This window comes from Cupriavidus sp. GW821-FHT07C08 (assembly GCF_059419025.1).
Genome location: NZ_JBWKQZ010000026.1, coordinates 52,458 through 72,919, shown reverse-complemented (window position 1 = coordinate 72,919; position 20,462 = coordinate 52,458). Strand labels below are relative to the sequence as shown.

The following is a 20,462-nucleotide window of genomic DNA, read 5'->3' as shown; positions in this document are numbered from 1 at the left end:
GCCGACCGCGGGAGGCTACAGGGACTCAATGCGGCGCCTCGCAAATGCCGAGTTGTTGTGCCATCAATACAAGCTCGGCAAAGGTGCGCGCCTTCATCTTGCGCATCGCCTGGCCGCGATGAATTTTCACGGTGACCTCGCTGATACTTAGCTCGCTGGCGATCTGCTTGTTCAGCAGACCCGACACCACCATGCGCATGACCTCGGCCTCGCGCGGCGTCAGGCTCTGGTAGCTGGCTCGCAGTTCATCCAGCTTATGCATGCCATGGCGGCGATGCTGGTCCTTTTGCAAGGCGGCCGCCACGGCATCGAGCAGGTCCTGCTCACGGAATGGCTTCGCCAAGAAATCCTCAGCACCAGCCTTCATGGCGGCAACGGTCATGGGGATGTCGCCGTGACCAGTCATGAAAATGATTGGGACCTGGATGCCCAGTTCGGACAGCCGAGTCTGCAGGTCCAGGCCACTCTGCCCGCGGAGCCTGACATCGAGCAGAAGGCAAGTGGGCGCGTCCGGGAACGCGAATTCCAGCAGTTCGGCAGCGGATGCGAACAGTGCGACGCGCATCCCGACTGATCGGAAGAGGTTCTCCAACGCGCCGCGAAGCATCGCGTCGTCATCAACGATCAGCACCATCGCTTCATCACTCGCACTGGTGTCCGCGGTTACGAAGCTGTTGATTGTCAAAGTCTATCTCCAGTGCACCCATCGGTGCGCGAGGTCTGGGCAGGCCCACTCTCGCCACCATGACCTGACCCCGCAAAACTCTCCATTACATCACACAACCGGGATCATGGACTACTTATACCATGGGGTTAGTTCAGTGTGACTGTTGGCGGCTGCCCCGGCCGGCCCAGTTTGCCGGCTAACGCACATCGAACCCGCACGCAGCCCAGTGCCCTCCTACGCCGCAAAGGGTTGGCGAAGCCACTCCCTATTTGCTGTAGCACAGCATGGCGGCTTCGCGATGAAACCAAGGCAGCGGATGGCTAATACGAATCGACAATAGCGACGGCCGACAGCGCCGACTATTCTTCACTCAGGTTGCGTTCCGGACACAAACACCGGTCGCGGCCCTTATGCCAAGCCGCCCCGACGCGGCTCTGCCCCGGCGGTGATGCCACGGCAGCCTTACTCTCGCCCCCCCCCCAAACAGGAGCAACGCAATGTCGAACCCCAAGCTTGAAGTCCTCACCCCGCAAAACAGCCAGCTGATTTTCATCGACCACCAACCGCAGATGGCGTTCGGCGTCCAGTCGATGGACCGCCAGGCGATGAAGAACAACGTCGTCGGCCTGGCCAAGGCGGCAAAGATCTTCAATATCCCGACGACGATCACCACCGTCGAGAGCGAGTCGTTCTCGGGCTTCACCTATCCGGAACTGCTCGACGTGTTCCCGGACCAGAAGACGCTGGAGCGCACCTCGATGAACTCGTGGGACGACCAGAAGGTGCGCGATGCACTCAAGGCCAACGGCCGCAACAAGGTGGTCGTGGCCGGCCTGTGGACCGAGGTCTGCAACACCACCTTCGCGCTGTGCGCCATGCTCGAAGGCAACTACGAGATCTACATGGTCGCCGACGCTTCGGGCGGCACCAGCAAGGAAGCCCACGACTACGCCATGCAACGCATGGTGCAGGCTGGCGCCGTGCCGGTAACCTGGCAGCAGGTGCTGCTGGAATGGCAACGCGACTGGGCCCACCGCGACACGTATGACGCCGTGATGAAGCTGGTGAAGGAACACTCTGGCGCCTATGGCATGGGTGTCGACTACGCCTACACGATGGTCCACAAGGCCGCCCAGCGCACGGCTACGGGGCACGAATCCATCGCCCCGGTGGCCGCACGCTAAACAGCTAGCTGATCAAGAAGAAGATGGTCATCGGCCTACGCACGAATTCCGTGCATAGGCCGATGCAACCAGCGATCTCATTCATCCAGGATTTCGAGCCAACTTTCAGCCAGCCCTAATCATGCAAACAGAACACACCCAGGAAGGTCACAACATCGATGCATCGCGCCGGCAACTGCTGGTAGGCAGCACTGTTGGCGCCGCGGCCGCATCGGTGGCGTCGCTTGCCGCACTGACGCCCACGGCCGCGGAAGCCGCGCCGGCCAGCGGCCGCGCCACGAAGCAGCGCCACTACGTCACGACCAAAGACGGCACGCGCATCTTCTACAAGGACTGGGGCACGGGCCGCCCGGTGGTGTTCTCGCACGGCTGGCCGCTCAATGCCGACGCCTGGGACGCCCAGATGCTGTTCCTGGTGCAGAAGGGCTTTCGCGTGATCGCCCATGACCGTCGCGGCCACGGCCGTTCGGACCAGCCCGCGCAGGGCAACAACATGGACACCTATGCCGACGACCTGGCGGCAGTGCTCGATGCGCTCGACATCAAGGGCGCAATGCTGGTCGGCCACTCCACCGGCGGCGGCGAAGTGGCGCACTACATCGGCCGTCATGGCACGAAGCGCGTGGCCAAGGCGGTGCTGATCGGCGCGGTGCCGCCTATCATGCTCAAGACCGCGGCCAATCCGAACGGCCTGCCGATGGAAGTGTTCGACGGCATCCGCAAGGGCGTGGCGGAAAACCGCTCGCAATTCTACAAGGACCTGACCACGCCGTTCTTCGGCTTCAACCGGCCCGGCGCCAAGGTTTCGCAAGGCACTATCGATGCGTTCTGGGCACAGGGCATGACCGGTGGCCTCCTGGGCCAGTACGCCTGCATCAAGGAGTTCTCGGAAGTGGACTACACCGGGGACCTGAAGAAAATCACCGTGCCGACGCTGATCCTGCACGGCGACGACGACCAGATCGTGCCCATCGACAATTCGGCCCGCCTGTCGGCCAAGATCGTCAAGCACGCCACGCTCAAGGTATATCCGGGCGCATCGCATGGCATGTGCGTGATCAATGCCGACCAGGTCAATGCCGACCTGCTGGCCTTCCTGAACGCATAAGCCTAGATGTCCATTACCCGCCGGCACTTCATCGCCTCGGCTGCCGCCCTCAGTGCGGCAGCCTCTTCGGAACTATTCGCCATGTCACCGAACCCGACTCCCGACCTCATTCTCGTCAACGGCAAGTTCGCCACGCTCGACCGTGCCAATCCGCAGGCCGACGCCGTGGCCATCCAGGACGACCGCTTCGTCGGGGTGGGTACGCGCCAGGACATCATGAAACTGGCCGGCGCGCAGACCAGGGTGATCGACCTGAATGGCCGGCGGGCCATTCCCGGGCTGATTGACAGCCACATGCACATCATCCGCGGCGGCCTGAACTACAACATGGAGCTGCGCTGGGACGGTGTGCGTTCGCTGGCCGATGCGATGCGCATGCTGAAGGACCAGGTCGCGCGCACCCCCGCACCGCAATGGGTGCGCGTGGTGGGCGGCTTCACCGAGCACCAGTTCGCCGAGAAGCGGCTGCCCACCATCGACGAACTGAACGCCGTGGCGCCCGATACCCCGGTATTCATCCTGCACCTCTATGACCGCGCCATTCTGAACGGCGCCGCGCTGCGCGCAGTGGGCTACAACAAGGACACGCCGAATCCGCCGGGTGGCGAGATCGTGCGCGACGCGCGCGGCAATCCCACCGGGCTGCTGCTGGCCAAGCCCAATGCGACCATCCTCTACGCCACGCTGGCCAAGGGCCCGAAGCTACCGCCCGAGTACCAGAAGAACTCGACGCGCCACTTCATGCGCGAGGTGAACCGCCTGGGCGTGACCGGCGTGATCGATGCGGGCGGCGGCTACCAGAACTATCCCGAGGACTACAGCATCATCGAGGAGCTGCACAAGGAAGGCCACCTCACGGTGCGCCTGGCCTACAACCTGTTCACGCAGAAGCCCAAGGAAGAGCTGAGCGATTTCAAGACCTGGACGTCGACCGTGAAGCCAGGCCAGGGCGATGACCTCTATCGCCACAATGGCGCCGGCGAAATGCTGGTCTACACCGCGGCGGACTTCGAGGACTTCCGTGTCGAGCGCCCCGACCTGGCGCCGTCGATGGAAGCCGATCTGGAGCCGGTGATCCGCCTGCTGGCCGAAAAGCGCTGGCCGTGGCGCCTGCATGCGACCTATGACCAGACCATCACGCGCGCGCTCGACGTCTACGAGAAGGTCGCCAAGGACGTCCCGTTCAACGGCCTGAACTGGTTCTTCGACCACGCCGAGACGATTTCCGACCGCAACATCGACCGCATCGCCGCGCTCGGTGGCGGCATCGCCGTGCAGCACCGCATGGCCTACCAGGGCGAGTATTTTGTCGAACGCTACGGTGCCAAGGCCGCCGAAGCCACGCCGCCGATCAAGAAGATGCTCGAGAAGGGCGTCAAGGTCGGCGCCGGCACCGATGCCACGCGCGTGGCCTCTTACAACCCGTGGGTCTCGCTGTACTGGCTGACCACGGGCAAGACCGTCGGCGGCATGTCGATGTATCCACAGGCCAACCTGCTCGATCGCGAAACCGCGCTGCGCCTGTGGACCGAGGCCAACACGTGGTTCTCATCCGAAGTGGGCAAGAAGGGCCAGATCAAGGTGGGCCAGCTGGCCGACCTGGCCGTGTTGTCGGCCGACTACTACTCGGTGCCTGGCGACGACATCCAGGACATCACGTCGGTGCTGACCGTGCTCGGCGGCAAGGTGGTCTATGGCGACAGCGAATTCGGCAAGCATTCGCCCGACATCCCGCCCGCGATGCCCGACTGGTCACCGGCCCGCCATGGCAGCCAGTACCAGCCGCGCCCGCAGGCCCAGGCGCGCGCACTGGCGCTGAACACCGCGTGCGGCTGCGCCAGTTCGTGCGGCGTGCATGGCCATGCGCATGCCAATGCGTGGACCTCGAGCGTGCCGACGTCGGACGAAAGCACGTTCTGGGGCGCGCTGGGCTGCTCGTGCTGGGCATTCTGATCCACGTTGACCACATCGGAGAGCAGCCATGACCATCTCGACGCCCCCGCTAGCCGCAGCCGGCAACAACACCCACCGGCTGCCTCGCTGGCTGCGCTGGATCGCCCTGCTTTTGCTGTGCGCAGCCTACCTGCAGGGCGGATTGGTCAAGCTGTTCGACTTCTCCAGCGCAGTGACAGAGATGCAGCACTTCGGCCTGTCGCCCGCCGTGCCGCTGGCTGCGGCGACGATTGCGCTGGAGCTTGGTGCGTCGGCAATGATCCTGACCGGCTTCTGGCGCTGGCTGGGCGCACTGGCGCTGGCGGCGTTCACGCTGATGGCCACGTTCATGGCCAACCGGTTTTGGAGCGCACCGCCCGAGGCGCAGTTCATGATGGCTAACGCGTTCTTCGAACATCTGGGCCTGGTGGGTGGGTTCCTGCTCGTGGCGTGGGATGACCTTCGCACGCGGAGACAACCATGACGCAATCTGCCGTCTCGGCGGCCAAGCCTGCATCGGGGGGCACGTTTGCCCCGCTGGCCCAACCCACGTTTGCGGTACTGTGGGTGGCCACGATCCTCGGTAACATCGGCAGCTTCATGCGCGATGTGGCCAGCGCATGGCTGGCAACCGATCTTTCCACTTCACCGGCAGCGGTCGCCACGATCCAGGCGGCTGCCACGCTGCCAGTATTCCTGCTAGCGATTCCGGCCGGTGTGCTCTCCGACATCCTCGACCGGCGCCGCTTCCTGATCGTGATCCAGATCGGACTGGCCATGGTCAGCGGCACGCTGATGCTGCTGGCGTGGCGCCAGGCGCTGACGATCGAAATCCTGATTGCGCTGGCGTTCGTCGGCGGTGTGGGTGCGGCGATGATGGGGCCGACGTGGCAGTCGATCGTGCCCGAGCTCGTGCCTCCGAGCACGCTGCGACAGGCCGTGGCACTGAACTCGCTGGGCGTGAACGTGGCCCGTGCGATTGGACCGGCTACCGGGGGTCTGCTGCTCGCGGCATTCGGCGCGGCTGCCACGTATAGCGCAGACCTGGTCAGCTATGTGTTCGTCATCGCTGCGCTGATCTGGTGGAAGCGTCCCGAAAAGCCAAGCGATCCGCTGCGCGAACACTTCTTCAGCGCTTTCCGAGCAGGCTTACGCTTCACACGCGCGCACAGCAAGCTGCACGTAGTATTGGCGCGCGCCGCCGTGCATTTTGCCTTCGGCAGCGGCGTATGGGCGTTGTTGCCGCTGGTGGCCCGTCAGCTGTTGCATGGCGGCGCCGGCCTCTATGGTGTGTTGCTGGGCGCAGTGGGCGCTGGCGCGATCCTCGGCGCGCTGACGATGTCCAGGCTGCAGCAGCGGCTCGATGCAGATGGCATGGTGCTGTTGTCCGCGATCGTCACGGCGGTCGTCATGGCGGCGCTGTCGAGCGCACCACCCATATGGCTGGCATTGCCGCTGCTATTGCTGCTTGGCGCGTCATGGATCATGGCGCTGACCACGCTCGGCGGCGCGGCGCAGGCGATCCTGCCGAACTGGGTGCGCGGCCGCGCGCTGGCGGTCTACCAGATGGTGTTCAACGGCGCGCTGGCCGGTGGCAGCCTGGTCTGGGGCTTCGTGGCGCAGGCACTGGGCACACCGCATGCGCTGCTGATCGCCGCGGCGGGGCTGGTCGTTACCGCGCTGATCCTGCACCGCATGCGGCTGCCGCGCGGCGAAGAAGACCTCGGTCCCGCACGTCACTGGCCCGAACCGGAGATGGCCGGCGAGATCGCGCACGACCGTGGTCCGGTGATGATCCTGATCGAATACTGCATCCCGCCCGCCAACCGCGATGCGTTCCTGCATGCGGTGCACAAGCTGTCGGAAGAGCGTCTGCGTGACGGTGCGTTCAGCTGGGGCGTGATGGAAGATCCGGCCAACCCCGAACTGCTGACCGAGTGGTTCCTGGTTGAGTCGTGGGCCGAGCACCTGCGCCAGCACCAGCGCGTACCGCACGCCGATGCCGATGTGCAGCGCGACGTGGCCAGCTTCCACGTGGGCGCCGAGCCGCCCCACGTAAGACACCTGCTCGGCATGGGCTTGCCGCCGGCGTGACGCCGCACCGATTTCCCCCTCTCCAACCTTGTCACATATGAAGCTCTATCTCATCTCCCTTGGCGCCGGCATCCTGGTCGGCATTATCTATGCACTGATGCAGGTCCGCTCGCCTGCGCCGCCCGCAATTGCTTTGATCGGGCTGCTGGGCATGCTGATTGGCGAGCAGGTTGTGCCGCCGGTCAAGCGCATGCTGGCCGGCGAGCCAGTCACCATTGCATGGTTCCGCGGCGAATGCGTCCCGAAGATTACGGGTACACCGCCCAATGCGGACACGGCCGTTGAACCGTCGGCATCCCTCCCCGCGCGTAGCAAGGAAGGGAACCAATAACAGCATGAGCCGCTCCCGAAAGCAGCCCGAAGCACCTGCCAGCCGCACTAACGCAATCGCGCCCCGGCGCATTCACGTCGCCCTGGCTGCGTCTTTGTCCGCGGCCGCGGCACCTGCCGTGGCGGACAACAACGTCGCGATCTATGGCCGGCTGAACGCGGCAATCGAGTATGTGACCGTGACCACCGCAACCGACGGCACCAGATTGGGCAATACGGCGCGGCTCACGAATAACCGCTCTGTGTTTGGCATGCGGGGCGAGGAACAGTTGACCGATGGGATCAAGGCGATCTGGCAAATCGAAAGCGCCCTGTCGATTGACAACGGCGCTGGGCAAATCGCCGCGCGCGATACCCGGCTCGGCCTTCAGAGCCCGTACGGCACTCTCTTCATGGGCAACTGGGACACGCCATACACAAGTGCAACCAAGAGCTACGACCCGTATTACCCCACCACTGCGGGTTACATGGCGCTGATAGGCAATGGCGCTGCCTCTAGCAGCGACAATGTCCAGAACACCAGCTCATTTGATCGACGGCAGAAGAACTCGTTGCACTACCAGTCGCCGACGTGGCACGGCTTGAGCGGCGCCATCGCCTGGGGATTGCCGGAAGAAAAGACCACGGTGCCGCGCAATCCGGCGTTGTATTCCTTTGCCACGGCCTATGGCCACGGCAACCTGAACCTGACGCTTGCCTATGAAATCCACCAGCACTATCAGACCAGCGGACGCAACGACGACGCAATCAAGGCGGGAATTTCCTACCAGTTCCCCTCGACGCGCATCAGTGCCCTGTATGAACGTCTGCACTATCGTACCGCCACCGGAGACCTTACGCGCAATGGCTACTATGTCTCGCTGATACAGGAGTTTGGCCCCGGCAGCATACGCGCCGGCTTCGCCTTTGTCGGCGATGGTACCGGCACAGCTATGGAAACGATTGGATCGGTCCGAAGTGGTTCGGATACCGGCGCATTTCAGGTAACCGTCGGCTATGACTACCCCCTTTCCAAGCGAACCGCGCTATACGCCTACTACAGCCGCATCAATAACCGCAGCAACGCGACCTATGACTTCGCCATCAACAACCTCGGTATCAAGGCTGGCGCAGACCCGCAGACGTTCGCCATTGCGATGCGGCACAGCTTCTGACCGTCCGCTGACCAACCAACGTGAGAGACCGCATTGACACCCACACAGCTTCCTGACGCCGGTCGCCGCGCTGATCTTTCAGGACCGGCGTTCGGCTGCATTCTGGCCTTCGTCGCCGGCTATGTAGACGTGGTCGGGTTCATTTCACTATTCGGCCTGTTTACTGCGCACGTGACAGGAAACTTCGTGATGATCGGCGTCGACATCGCCGGTGATTCTGTGGGCCTGCTCGCAAAACTGCTTGCGCTTCCGACTTTTGCCTTGGCGGTTGCGGCCGCCAGGCTGACCGAGTCACGCATCGTACGGGACAAACAGTCGGCACCCTCGCTGTTGCTGTTTGCCGAGGCCGTGGCGCTGGTTCTCTTCATAGTTGCAGGGCTCCACGCCTCTCCCATTTCCGATCCAAGTACGCCTGCAGCCGTCGGCGCCGGCATGCTTGCCGTAGTGGCCATGGGTATTCAGAACTCACTGTCCAGGACGTCTTTGTCAGACCTCGGCCCCACTACGATCATGACCGGAAATACGACGCAAATTATCATTGACCTGGTGGACCTGCCATCCGCATCTGAGGCGGAAGGCAAAGCCATACGCGCTCGGCTCAAAAAGATGGTACCGGCGCTCGCGGGTTTCGCATCGGGCGCCGCTCTCGGCGCCCTTGGCTATTCGGTGCTTTCGCTCTGGTGTGTAATGCTGCCAGCCGTATTGCTGACGGCGCTCAGTTTCCTGACTTGGCGCAATGGCGCGAACAGCCTGCAGAAGTGAATTGGCAGACGAATGAATTCGAGAACGCCATCGCCCCACCCAGCTGATATGACTCCTGGTGTCAATCGAGATTGGTTTGGTTCAGTTTCACAGTTCCCATATTTGGGGGCCCAATTTCCTGAGGGCGACGTAGCAGTAAGTCTCGACGGTGGATCAGGCTGATATCCGCGGGTTGGCTACCGCATTACAGAGGTCCGCCCAATGAGCCTGCCGCTATCTAATGCCGCAAGTCGGATGAAGTCCGTTGCCTAGCTGGAGCGCGGGTTGCTCGTCGTGCCGGGCTACGCCGCCTTCAGGAAACTGAGATGTTCCTAGGTGCTGGGTTACGTTGCCTCGTTCGGTACGGCAAGCGACATCGCAAGCCGGCTGATGTCCCAGATGAACCCGCTCAGTTCGCGGGCCACCGCGACCACCGCAATGTTCGGGTTCTTGCCGCGTGCGGCAAGTTTCCGATAGCGCCGGCACAGTCGAGTCTGGGCGTCCCAGGACCGGTCAACGATGGCCTTAGGGATGCCTTCGTGCCGGCGCTGAATCTCGGGGCTCACGCGTGCGGGGTGCCGGTAACTCCAAGCGGCTTCGATCAGTAGCTTTCTTGCATAGCTATTGCCGTTCTTGGTGATGCTGCCCTGTCGTCGTTTTTCTCCCGATGAGTGTTCAGCGGGTGTCACCCCGAGCCAGGCCATCAGTTGGCGCGGATGGGCAAAGCACGAGAGATCGCCCAACTCGGCGAGGATGCCTATCGCCGTGGTGAACTGCACGCCGCGCATGGCCTGCAAGCCCAGTACGGCCGGATAGAAGTGCCAGTTGACCACGGCTTCGCGCAAGGCCGCTTCGAGACGGCTGCATTGGGCGAGCCGATCCTCGATGGTCCGTCGATATTCGTCAAAGGCAAGTTGTTGCCACACGGTGTCGAACGCAAAGGCACTGATCCAGCGCCGGTGCGCCGGTCCCCAGTCGGCTCTGCCGGTGTAGCGAACACCGTGCGAGAGCAGAAAGGCTTTCAGCCTTTGTCGGGCCCGCTTCAGATCGTCCTTGGCGCTGACCCAGGCGCGTGACAGATCCCGGAATGATTCGTCTTCGACGCTGGGCACGTACACGGCCGAGAGGTCACCGGCACGCAGCGATCGCACGAGCTTGACCGCATCGCGACGATCGGTCTTGACGCGCTCGCCGGGCTTCTTTGGGATCAGCGACGGCGCGCACACCATGCACTCGAATCCCTTCCCTGCAAGCTGCCGGTAAAGGCCATATCCGCATGGGCCCGCCTCGTAGACGATGCGGATTCGGCGCGCTTTGGACTGCAGGCGCTTGCACAGGCGATCGATATCGGCCTTTGAAGTACCAATCTTGCCAAGCAGCTCGACCTCACCCATGCCGATTGCATAAGCGACCGTGATCGAGTCCTTATGGACGTCAAGACCTACATACAAAGTGCTATCGTGTTCCATGCTGGCCTCCGCGCTGGAAATCGCCGGGTGTGGCACTGTCCACACCATGCGGCTCTGGCAGTGATGCTAACCCGCGTTTGATTCCTCGCGGCGGGCCAGCCCTCTTGCCCCCAGGGGAGTCATACTGACTAATACGAACAGACAATGGCCACAGCCTGCATCGCCAATTAATCTCTCCTGGTTTTGCAGGCCGCAACTGACGTTGACCTGAATCGGCGTTTGGACGCCTGTCCGGTCACCTTGCTGTACGGGCCCGGAGTTCGCCACCAAACAAGTGGTTGGCCATAGCGAGGTCCCGTGTAGCCGGAGCAGTGCACTGTGCGAAGGACAGTCCTGCGCGGCGAAGGGTGACTCATCGGCTACCTCCTCTGGTTTCGCATCCGTGTACTGATCTCCGGCACGAAGCCCCCCAATCTCCTTCACCAACAAGAAGAATCACGATGAACAGAGACACTCTCACCACGGCTGCGGGCGCACCGGTCACCGACAATCAGAACTCCCAGAGCGGCGCCATTTCGACGCGGCTATGCATGTAATACCTTGGTATGACACGGACAGAATAGCTGGCTGCCTCACTATCGCGGGGGAACTGATTTTACTGGTCAGCGTGACTTCATCGCAACGTAGCGTGGGACGTGCACCCGAGGAATCGGCAATACCATCGTATGATAGGGTGTGCACCGATTCGGCGTTACGCTTCCAGCAGAGCATTGCCGGCGCTCAGCGCGTGTTCAAGGAGTCAGTGTGATAGCTCGCCCCACGATCGCAATAGTTGACGACGATGTCGCCGTCCGAAATGCCATGGGGGGGCTGCTGCGTTCGCTCGATCTTGGCGTGCAATTGTTCGGAGGCGGTCAAGAGCTACTGCGGTGCACTTCGCTGCCTTGCATGTCCTGCGTGATCACGGACGCGCAAATGCCCGGCATGGACGGCTTCGCTTTGATAGAGGCCTTGCGCGCACGCAATCTCGATATGCCTGTCATTTTCATGACAGCATTTGCGCATGAGGGATTCGATCAGCGTGCCAAGGCAATGGGTGCGACGTGCGTTCTTTACAAGCCATTTCAGGACACGGACATGATCCGATGCATTGAAAAAGCAATACGTCCTCGCAAGACGGACTCTCCTCCATCGTGAGTGTGTCGTGCAGTGGATCGATGAGACGTCCTTACATCACCTTCGTCCTCTGCACGCTGCCCGATGCCGTCCCTACGCTAGGGTTGCGGTTCCAAGCTGTCTAGGCTGCAGCCGGATGGCAGGCTGCTCATCAGCTTCGGACTCAGAGGGAAGCAGCACGAGACCGAGAGTTTGCGCAAGAAGCACCAGATCGGCAAAACTCCGAGCCCTCATTTTTCGCATTGCCTGGCATCGATGAACTTTGACAGTCACCACGCTGATGCACATGGCGGCGGCAATCTCCTTGTTTGTCAAACCTGATGCGGCATGCGCCATGACCTCACTCTCCCGCGGCGTCAGGGAACGGAAGCAGTCGCGCACTGCAGCCAATCGGCACAAGCGCTCACGTCGCGAGGCCTCCTTCTGTAGTGCCTCCGTGACGGCATCGAGCAGTTCCTGTTCACGGAACGGCTTGGAAAGGAAGTGTTCTGCCCCCGCCTTCATGGCAGCAACCGTCATCGGAATGTCCCCGTAGCCGGTCATGAAGATGATGGGAATATGAATACCGAGCTCTGCCATGCGGGCTTGCACATCCAAGCCACTTTGCCCCTTCAGGCGCACATCGAGAACCAGGCAACAAGGCGCATCTGGGAAGCCGATGGCAAAAAGCTCGGCCGCGGAGTCGAGCAGCATGGCTTGGATGCCGACTGAGCGAAATAGGCTTCCCAGCGCGTTTCGCACCTGCAAGTCATCATCGACAACAAGGACCACCGCGTCGTCCTGCGGCGCAGATTTGGCGCGCATCGGTAATACAGCAGTCACGGTAGGGCCCTCCACGTAGCATCGACATCAGGGGCGCGATCACCCCATGGGTCCATGAGGGGAGATACGACACGCCCGATAGCAATGTAGTGTTACACCAGCCCTTTGGCTTGAACGCGTGTGCGCTCCATTGTCTTTTTGTGCTCAGCGCCGGCCAATAATGGCTGGCAAGTGCTGGCACCCAGGCGTGCCTAGTCCTGCCGACCGCTCCGCCAGTCACCCGGCGTCAGGCCAAGCTTCTTAGAAAAGCTGCGTGTGAGATGGCTCTGATCCGCAAAGCCGCACGACGCAGCAATCCCAGCTATCGCCAAGTCCGTGGTGCGCAGCAGTGCCGCCGCGCGCTCGAGGCGACGCTCCAGCAGCCATTCATGTGGTGTTTTGCCAGTACTCTGCCGAAATGCCCGGGAAAAGTGACTTCGGGACAATTGGCACGCATCAGCAACCTCGGCAATGGACACGTTTCCGTCGTCCAGCCGCGCCGCGAGGAACTCCTGCGCCCGCGCAAGGATGCGAGGCGAAAGTCGGCCAATGGAGGGAATGTGTCCCCGATTGACACCTCCATAGTGTTCGACCAGGTATGTACCGATCACGTGTCCGAGTTGATCGATAAACAACCTGCTGGCGCCTTCAGGCCGCGCGAGCGCGGGTAAGAGTGCCTGGGCGAGATGGGCCAGCACGGCGTCCGTCTGCGCCGCGGCATGCCGCAGTTCAAGACCTGCGGGGCAGCCAAGTTCCAGGGCTGTACGCTCCATGAAGGGGCGCGGCAGTTCGATGAGTACGAAATCAAACGTCCCGTACATGTCCGCCTTGTAGTCATCCTGGAAGTTCCGCAGATAGATGGAACCTGCCTCGAATGCATGCATGTTCGCCTGATTCGGACGAAAAATGCGTCGACGATGGCCTTCCATCAGAGAGACGCCAACCAGAAACCCTCGTGCTGAAGCCGGGGTCACTACCTGACTGATCCGCTCAATCACGGAACTCTTGCGGTAGAAATTGAGATCGCCGGCGGCAAGCGCCTGATCGTATCGCAATGCCTCCGACAAGCACCCCAATGAGTCGCGCTGAATGGCCGGCTTGGCAGATTCGTGAGTAGATGTGGAGAGTCGCATGGCCAGGTAGTCATGATCGTCGCGCCAAGCCAGACACGACCGGGCGACCTTGCGTTACTGAAAATACCATTGACGCTGGCAGCTCGAAAAGCGCCCGCCTTCCTGCAGTCAAACGACTGCCTGGAGAACATACTATCATCGCCAACCACGAAGGAAATTGGGGCTGCTGATTTCGCCCCCGATCTTCAAGCAGATCGCGACATGCTTGCCGGCCTGGATGCCGAATGCGTTACAGACGCGCCAAGCGTGTAGGCCAGTCATACCAGAAGACGATGGAAACTGTGGACTCATCCGAATAAAGTGCGCAAGCCCCAAGTCAACATTTGGCTGCGCTGGGCCGGCACTTGAGAGAGACACGGGATGTGCAAACACGGAGATTCCATGAATGGCAACATCTGCTTAAAGATGGCCCAGCTCCAGGCAGCGGCCCATGCCAATGAACAAGACGCGACGTTGTGGCGCTGGTTCTCAGATCAGATGGAAGACCAGATGATGAGCTGCGAACGCAGAAGGGGAGACTGGATCATTTGCGTGGCCGGTCGCGAGCTGGCGCGTGATCCGTCCTTCGACCTGGCGGTTCGCGCCGCTCACTTCCTTTGCCGCGCACTGAAAGCCTTGTAGACGAGCCGGTGACGAAGTACGCGCTGCGGCTCACAGGGTCGACAATTGGCGCTCTTGCCGCTGCCGGCACCCATTAACGCCATCGCCTGGTACAACAAGGCAGTACTTTACGGCTGCCGCCGCTACTTCGAAGCTCTCGACGTGGCGTATCGCCGGTGGCCGGTTGCACTTCTTCGGCGGCCACTCTGGCCATCCGGCTTCACCCAGTGCCTTGCATACGCACATGTGACTGGGCGGTCTACGCCGGTCGTGCATTCATAGAGACCTGCTCCCTATTTGTCGCGCTATATCGCTCGCGCGGCGATTTTCAACAAACGGCTGGTCACCCAGCGACCTGAACAAGGTACGCACTTGCAAGACGATGACGCTCGAGGCCGCGGAACTCATGTTGCGCTTCTTCCAAGGGCGATGGGCCCACTAGGGCAGCGTTCTCTCGCGCCTCAACGAACGTAATTCAATTTTTTTGAATAACTATTGCGGAGATAGGCCGCTCTCTGGGATGTGGCGGTCGGTATAGTTCTGCACATGGACAGCGCAACAACGCGATGGAGCGAATCTTGCGCCGCCAAACAAAACTCAAATCGTCGAATCAAATTTTTTGGAGAGAAATCATGTCGAACGCCAAACTGCAGGTCCTGACCCCGCACAACAGCCAACTGATCATCATCGACCACCAGCCCCAGATGGCCTTTGGCGTGCAGTCGATGGACCGCCAGACCATGAAGAACAACGTCGTGGGCCTGGCCAAGGCGGCCAGGATCTTCGACGTGCCGACCACCATCACCACCGTGGAGAGCGAGTCGTTCTCCGGCTATACCTACCCGGAGATCCTGGACGTGTTCCCCGGCAAGGCAACGCTGGAGCGCACCTCGATGAATTCCTGGGATGACCAGAAGGTGCGCGACGCGTTGGCCGCTAATGGCCGCAAGAAGATCGTCGTGGCAGGCCTGTGGACCGAAGTCTGCAATACCACCTTCGCCCTGAGTGCGATGCTCGAAGGCGACTATGAAATCTACATGGTGGCCGATGCCTCGGGCGGCACGACCAAAGAAGCCCACGACTACGCGATGCAGCGCATGATCCAGGCCGGCGTGGTACCGGTGACTTGGCAGCAGGTGCTGCTCGAATGGCAGCGTGACTGGGCACACCGCGATACCTATGACGCCGTGATGAAGCTCGTCAAGGAACACTCTGGCGCCTACGGCATGGGCGTGGACTACGCCTACACGATGGTCCACAAGGCCGCGCAACGTACTGCAACCACGCACGAGTCGATCGCGCCCGTGCATGCGCCGGTGATCGAGAACTAAACAACTCCAGTCTGCGCCGAAGGCTCCGTGTAGTTTTCGGCGCCATACGACCTTCGACTGCAACGCCGCCACGGCTCACTGAAAAATGACACACGACAAGAAGATCGCCACAAAGTGGGAAATGGCGGCGTTTGCATTCCTTACCGGCTTTAATGCACACGCCCACACGTCTTCGTCACTGGGCGTTGTCTCAGGCACGCTCGCCGTTTGCGCGCTGATCGCGCGGGCCATGTATAGCTGGGCAGAACAGCCCATTAACGCGAGCGCCGCTCCCTTGTAAAAAGGCGCAGTCCTACGGCCACACTTTCATTTCATCCGCCAAAACCCTGCTTCCCAGACGTTTCCCATGGACACCCCATTTCACCAGTTTTCTGACCTGTTCGCCCAGCTCGGCTTGCCATCGAGCAATGCGGACATCCTTGCGTTCGTTGCGGAGCATTCGCCGCTGCCGCAAGACATCAATCTTTGGGAAGCACCATTCTGGACGCCGGCCCAGGCAGCCTTGCTGCGCGACGAATTTGACGAGGATGCAGACTGGGCACAGGCCGTGGACCAATTGAATCTTGCATTGCGCACAACTGCTTGACGGAACGCTGCTGGAGACCTGCTCCAATTCCTGACTGAGGCCAATGCTGTTGCTGCACGGAACCGGTGTATTGACATCGAATGCCGCTCCGGTCGCCGCAGGACCCAGCGGCGGTCGAACAGTCGGCGCGCTGTTTGTTTCAGTCTTGTAGCGTTACTTTCTTGTAGCGTTACTCAATGGGCGAAGCGCTGGCTGGGTTGGTTCCGAGACCTGCTTCCTTGAAACATACCCGCGCATCGCCGTCGCTTTCCAGCGTCGCCGTGGCCGTGATCTCGAAGAGGAAACCGGCGATGTGGCCTCGCGAAAACTGTGCCCCGCGTGATAGGTGCTTGATTCCGTTGAAATTTGTTTGGGCATCGAAGTGGCCGGTTTGCTCCGCCAAATAACTTGCGTTTCACCGCTGGAACTTCAGCAGTTCAGAACCAACCGAAGCGAGCGCGCGTTTTCGCGCCAGTTCACTGAAACCGGAACGCTGTTCACCCGGCAAAGTCGAGGCGAAGTCCAGTGAATCGTTGTTTGCGAGGCACCTTGTGATGAGGACCCTCGTTATGCCTGGAGTCCGGACACGCGAGCAACGGCCGAGCCAATTTCTTCCCCTTTCGGCTTGCGTTCGCCCCATTGACTTCCAATTGGCAAATTGAAATATCCTTAAGACTGATATGCGAAACTCTTGTCACATGTATGCAACTGATTGCTCGGCAAAGCAAATTACGCTGCGCATTTCGCGTTTGATGAATTCTCTTTTCCTTCCTTCTTTCGCCTTGACAGGAATCAGAGATGAAACAGAACGCGTGGCCGGTCTCAGCTAAGCCAGTCACCCTTTCCGCGTTCGCTCCGGACGTCAAAATTCGAACCAGAGGCTGTAGTTAGACGCCGATGAATATCTTTAAATCCGGGGCGCTACTGTTAGCAAGCGCTACTGGTTCGGGATATAACTTTAGTGATGCCTTTATTATTTCAGGCATGAAACCTTATAGGCCTTCAGCCAATTTAATCGATTCCTCCAGACCTACTTGACGCCCGTAGTCGTTGTCCTCCATGGGCGTGGCATGACTCTCGCTAGGCTATGTCGTTACCCGGGATGGATATGGAGGCGTTAATGAATCACGAACTCTTCGTGCCCCTAACATGGCAACACGTCGTTGCCATTGGGACTATCGCGCTTTGTGCCGGCAATACAGTGTGGGCGGAACCCGGTGTAACACCCGAACAGAAGTTTCCGACTGGTTACCTGGAATCTGTTGCGACCGGTTACGAGAACGGTCAAGCAACCCAGGCCCAGGCCACCGACAAGACACGCGCAACAGCAACGCCTGGTACGGTGGCCCCGACTTCCTTCGTTTCCGAACCCGAAGCCCCATCTGTTTTGCCAAAGGAGAAAGTCAAGAAGACCAGCAAGTAGTAAAGCGCGTCCTTTACCGCAAATGCCATGGCCGGGGGGAAAAATCAGTCGTATCTGTACCCAGGGACTTCTCAGACTGCGGCAACGCTCCGTATCAGTACCTTGCCCTGATTCAGCACGTTGCCGACTGCCACGCCTACTTCCCACCACCCGCTCGAGTACTACGGCACACGTGCATTGAGCCATGCAGCTTCCGTCATTAAACGCTGGCCTAGTGCCCGGATTCGTCCACGCGCTCGCCGCGCGCACTGCGGTGCGCTGTGAAGCGTCGGCATCCGTTGGATGCCTCGACGAACTCGCCGAAAAATGAAGTCAATCTCATTCTCAGTGAAGTCGCCATAGTTGCGGTAGGCGGTGCGCATTTCTCTTAGATACGCCTCCAGCTCGACCTCCGCCGCCAATGCCAGCGAGTTAGCTAGCAGCGACCGCGAATGCAAGCGCAACCAGCGACGCCGCCAAGGCTTGTAGCCCTCGTCGTCCATTTGACCCCCGATACCCGAGCGCCACCTTCGTATGCGACCAAGGCGACAGTAGCCATGACCAGATACCTGTGTGGCGCAATATTTGCAATCCATCATAGGCCGCTGCGGCGTGAGCAGCAATCGACAATGCCCGAAAATGGGTCCCACTAACGAGGGGGGGAATCTAAAATGTCCACTGAGATGTCGCATGAACCCGACAACCTCGGTCGCTCCATTCAAATCAACTCATTGTTAGGGCGTGCAAGCAATGAGGCCAATCAGGTCCTGATTTCGCAGAACCAGCGGCGCACGTTCGGTAATTGTTCCCGGCAACTCTCAACTATCTCGTTCGACGGCCTGTTCACTCGGCGGTTGTATAAGACGACAGCAGAAATGTAAGTCGACTTTCAGTCGTGGCTGCATCTAAACGTTCCTCAGAACCATATTGCTGCGAGCGTCATGGCGAAGTTCGGGCTGCGTTTCAAGATTGAACGGTCCGCATGCCTAGCAATTTGCTTCGGCTTGCCCTACTCTTAAACAGCTTGGTTGGGTATCTCCGCAACAGCTGCAATCTCCTTCTCTGCGTGGTCGAAAGACCGATTGATAGTGCCCGCTGAGGCTCGCGCCTCACGGGCCTTCTTTTTGCCAGGCTGATTGAGCTCGATGCAAGCTCTACCAATGAATTCGTCAATCGAGTCGCCGGCACATGCAATGCGTTCTCGCGCCGAAGCGTCGAACGAACTCCTTCGATAGCTGCATTTCTTGCGGCATCTCGCCGACGGCGGTGAGTGTGAACCCAAAGCGGGCAAAGAATGCGGGATATTCAGACGTGAGCACCGCAGCCTTGGTGCAGCCATGGGCGCGGGCACGCATCAAGACAGCCCCGACAAGATGAGTGGCAACCTGGTGGCCCCGACACTCTGCTAGAACCGCAACGGATTGGATGATGACCGTCTCGCCACATATTTCACCGCAGGCGCAACCGATTACCTTTCCCCCCAGGACCGCCAGACTGAAGAGGCGGGACAAGTGGTCCATATCGCTGATGGGCAAACCGCAGGAGTGGAGCACCTGCGAGACGGCCTGCATATCTGCAGGCTCGGCTGCCCGGATTCGCATGTCTTTTATCATTCTTTTTATCCTGGCCTCCCGACGTGCGTACGACCGATTGAGAGCGTATCACCTCACAAAGGTGCGCCGTTCATCCGCGCGTCGTCCCGATTTGCTATATCGGCCAGTGTCATACGTCAACGACTGAGGAATAAACTGTCACATTTTCTGCCTCTTCATCAAAAGGCGGTCCTGCTAACCACAATAAAAATCCCCCGAAAGCGCGGCGTGCTAAAAGCACGCTCTTCTAGACAGTATGTCCTAGTGGAGATAAATTCTTTCACCCGACTGAGTCATCAATGTTCTTCAACGCACATTGCAACCCTTAACTCTGATATAAGTCAAATTAATTTCACGTCATAATATCGACGAAGGGCCACATAACAGTTTGCAAGCACTCACTGCGATAAAGAAATAGGAATCTACATTGAGCGCTGCGGAGCCGCGGGTGATGCTCCGGAACGTCTAGTGCGCATCATCGCAAAAATATAGCTGCCAGCCTTACTGGACAAGGGATGCAGCCTGATTGAGATGTGCTGAGCAGCTATTTATTTGTGGTTTTCGCAGTTATGTATTTTTCATTGCCACTTCTGTCACAACCTAATAAAGTCTGAAATCGTACCAAGATCTTTCCGCTATCAGTAAAATTTTCCTTATATATCATATAGTTAGGTCAAAAAACGGCAAACCATGATGGTTCGACCAGAAGGCAAAGATGGAAGATCGGGAAAATTGTTACGACTTTCCTATCTAGAAATAAAGTCGCAAAAATGTTGTATTGCTTGCCGAAAAGGTGTGTGACCAGTTGATGTCTGCCGGCCAGCAGCCAATCGCAAGTTGGAAAACTGCCAATGAATGGCTCTCAGCCTTCAGTCTGGAGAAGGTATCGAACCGCAGCGATCTCCGCGCGCAATGGAAACTGCAGGTGACCGTCGCACTTGCTCGCACCCAAGACATAGTCTCAACTCGTAAATCTTTCAGCGGAGCAATATCGCCGTGCCGCACACCAGAAGTTGTCGAGTGTAGGACGGTGGCCGGCGGTCATAATCGGCTGACGTCGCGTTCCTCTGTGCAAGCGCTGACATGCTGCGAGTGTGAAGATGGTGGCGGCGTATCGCGCCGGGCGTGGAGCGAATATTGGTTCGACGCGACGACCAGGCTGAGGGCTAGACCGATCGCGCGCCGCCCTCATCATAGGTACTTACATCACGATGCCCTGTGATCGGACTAAGCGAGTAGACAA

The 20,462-nt window shown here is 59.9% G+C and carries 21 protein-coding genes; 15 read left to right on the top strand and 6 right to left on the bottom strand.

Annotation, left to right across the window (positions count from 1 at the left end):
* Positions 1-25: 25 nt before the first annotated feature.
* Positions 26-634: a response regulator transcription factor gene (locus AC07UK_RS27520; RefSeq protein ID WP_494686933.1), complete on the bottom strand. Its 609-nt coding sequence runs from the start codon at positions 632-634 to the stop codon at positions 26-28.
* Positions 635-1,164: 530 nt separating this feature from the next.
* Between AC07UK_RS27520 and AC07UK_RS27515 the strand changes: the two genes are divergently transcribed.
* The 8 genes from AC07UK_RS27515 to AC07UK_RS27480 all read left to right on the top strand — a co-directional run bounded on the left by AC07UK_RS27515 (position 1,165) and on the right by AC07UK_RS27480 (position 9,231).
* Entirely contained in the window at positions 1,165-1,851 is a 687-nt protein-coding gene (locus tag AC07UK_RS27515) for a hydrolase (RefSeq protein WP_114135287.1), read from the top strand.
* A 121-nt stretch (positions 1,852-1,972) separates the two neighbouring features.
* Positions 1,973-2,959, top strand: a complete 987-nt coding sequence (locus tag AC07UK_RS27510) for an alpha/beta fold hydrolase (protein WP_494686924.1) — start codon at positions 1,973-1,975, stop codon at positions 2,957-2,959.
* A gap of 6 nt (positions 2,960-2,965) precedes the next feature.
* Positions 2,966-4,912: an amidohydrolase gene (locus AC07UK_RS27505; protein ID WP_436224321.1), complete on the top strand. Its 1,947-nt coding sequence runs from the start codon at positions 2,966-2,968 to the stop codon at positions 4,910-4,912.
* 28 nt (positions 4,913-4,940) lie between these two features.
* Positions 4,941-5,375, top strand: coding sequence for a DoxX family protein (locus AC07UK_RS27500; RefSeq protein WP_436224322.1), 435 nt, complete (start codon positions 4,941-4,943; stop codon positions 5,373-5,375).
* Positions 5,372-6,985 (top strand): MFS transporter, encoded by a 1,614-nt coding sequence (locus AC07UK_RS27495; protein WP_494686923.1) that lies wholly within the window; start codon positions 5,372-5,374, stop codon positions 6,983-6,985. Before AC07UK_RS27500 ends, AC07UK_RS27495 begins: the two co-directional genes overlap by 4 nt.
* A 37-nt stretch (positions 6,986-7,022) precedes the next feature.
* Positions 7,023-7,316, top strand: a complete 294-nt coding sequence (locus tag AC07UK_RS27490; protein WP_013951979.1) for a XapX domain-containing protein — start codon at positions 7,023-7,025, stop codon at positions 7,314-7,316.
* Between the two features lie 4 nt (positions 7,317-7,320).
* A complete protein-coding gene (locus AC07UK_RS27485; RefSeq protein WP_436224324.1) occupies positions 7,321-8,469 on the top strand; it encodes a porin in 1,149 nt (382 codons plus the stop codon).
* A 33-nt stretch (positions 8,470-8,502) separates the two neighbouring features.
* Positions 8,503-9,231 carry a YoaK family protein gene (locus AC07UK_RS27480; protein WP_436224325.1) on the top strand — a complete coding sequence of 243 codons (729 nt, stop codon included), beginning with the start codon at positions 8,503-8,505 and terminating at the stop codon, positions 9,229-9,231.
* Positions 9,232-9,554: 323 nt separating this feature from the next.
* On the opposite strand, the gene AC07UK_RS27475 is transcribed toward AC07UK_RS27480, so the two are convergent.
* Positions 9,555-10,679: an IS110 family RNA-guided transposase gene (locus AC07UK_RS27475; protein ID WP_436224326.1), complete on the bottom strand. Its 1,125-nt coding sequence runs from the start codon at positions 10,677-10,679 to the stop codon at positions 9,555-9,557.
* Positions 10,680-11,423: 744 nt separating this feature from the next.
* Between AC07UK_RS27475 and AC07UK_RS27470 the strand changes: the two genes are divergently transcribed.
* Positions 11,424-11,816: a response regulator transcription factor gene (locus AC07UK_RS27470; RefSeq protein WP_436224327.1), complete on the top strand. Its 393-nt coding sequence runs from the start codon at positions 11,424-11,426 to the stop codon at positions 11,814-11,816.
* Between the two features lie 72 nt (positions 11,817-11,888).
* Here the strand turns inward: AC07UK_RS27470 and AC07UK_RS27465 are convergent, their stop codons facing one another.
* The gene (locus AC07UK_RS27465) at positions 11,889-12,599 is read right to left on the bottom strand and encodes a response regulator transcription factor (RefSeq protein WP_436225343.1); all 711 of its coding nucleotides are present in this window, start codon (positions 12,597-12,599) and stop codon (positions 11,889-11,891) included.
* 209 nt (positions 12,600-12,808) lie between these two features.
* Entirely contained in the window at positions 12,809-13,729 is a 921-nt protein-coding gene (locus AC07UK_RS27460) for a helix-turn-helix domain-containing protein (RefSeq protein WP_494686922.1), read from the bottom strand.
* A 12-nt stretch (positions 13,730-13,741) separates the two neighbouring features.
* On the opposite strand from AC07UK_RS27460, the gene AC07UK_RS27455 reads away from it, so the two are divergent.
* From AC07UK_RS27455 to AC07UK_RS27435, 5 genes are all read left to right on the top strand, one after another.
* Positions 13,742-13,981, top strand: coding sequence for a hypothetical protein (locus tag AC07UK_RS27455; RefSeq protein ID WP_436224329.1), 240 nt, complete (start codon positions 13,742-13,744; stop codon positions 13,979-13,981).
* 129 nt (positions 13,982-14,110) lie between these two features.
* The gene (locus AC07UK_RS27450) at positions 14,111-14,350 is read left to right on the top strand and encodes a hypothetical protein (protein WP_436224330.1); all 240 of its coding nucleotides are present in this window, start codon (positions 14,111-14,113) and stop codon (positions 14,348-14,350) included.
* Between the two features lie 611 nt (positions 14,351-14,961).
* Positions 14,962-15,660, top strand: a complete 699-nt coding sequence (locus AC07UK_RS27445; protein ID WP_436224331.1) for a hydrolase — start codon at positions 14,962-14,964, stop codon at positions 15,658-15,660.
* Between the two features lie 85 nt (positions 15,661-15,745).
* The gene (locus AC07UK_RS27440; protein WP_436224332.1) at positions 15,746-15,940 is read left to right on the top strand and encodes a hypothetical protein; all 195 of its coding nucleotides are present in this window, start codon (positions 15,746-15,748) and stop codon (positions 15,938-15,940) included.
* A 66-nt stretch (positions 15,941-16,006) separates the two neighbouring features.
* A complete protein-coding gene (locus AC07UK_RS27435) occupies positions 16,007-16,246 on the top strand; it encodes a DUF2789 domain-containing protein (protein ID WP_436224333.1) in 240 nt (79 codons plus the stop codon).
* A gap of 169 nt (positions 16,247-16,415) precedes the next feature.
* Here AC07UK_RS27435 and AC07UK_RS27430 read toward each other — a convergent pair whose 3' ends face one another.
* Positions 16,416-16,628, bottom strand: a complete 213-nt coding sequence (locus AC07UK_RS27430) for a hypothetical protein (protein WP_436224334.1) — start codon at positions 16,626-16,628, stop codon at positions 16,416-16,418.
* Between the two features lie 717 nt (positions 16,629-17,345).
* On the opposite strand from AC07UK_RS27430, the gene AC07UK_RS27425 reads away from it, so the two are divergent.
* Positions 17,346-17,648, top strand: coding sequence for a hypothetical protein (locus AC07UK_RS27425; protein ID WP_436224335.1), 303 nt, complete (start codon positions 17,346-17,348; stop codon positions 17,646-17,648).
* A 1,148-nt stretch (positions 17,649-18,796) separates the two neighbouring features.
* On the opposite strand, the gene AC07UK_RS27420 is transcribed toward AC07UK_RS27425, so the two are convergent.
* Positions 18,797-19,240: a GNAT family N-acetyltransferase gene (locus tag AC07UK_RS27420; protein WP_436224336.1), complete on the bottom strand. Its 444-nt coding sequence runs from the start codon at positions 19,238-19,240 to the stop codon at positions 18,797-18,799.
* Positions 19,241-20,462 lie beyond the last annotated feature (1,222 nt).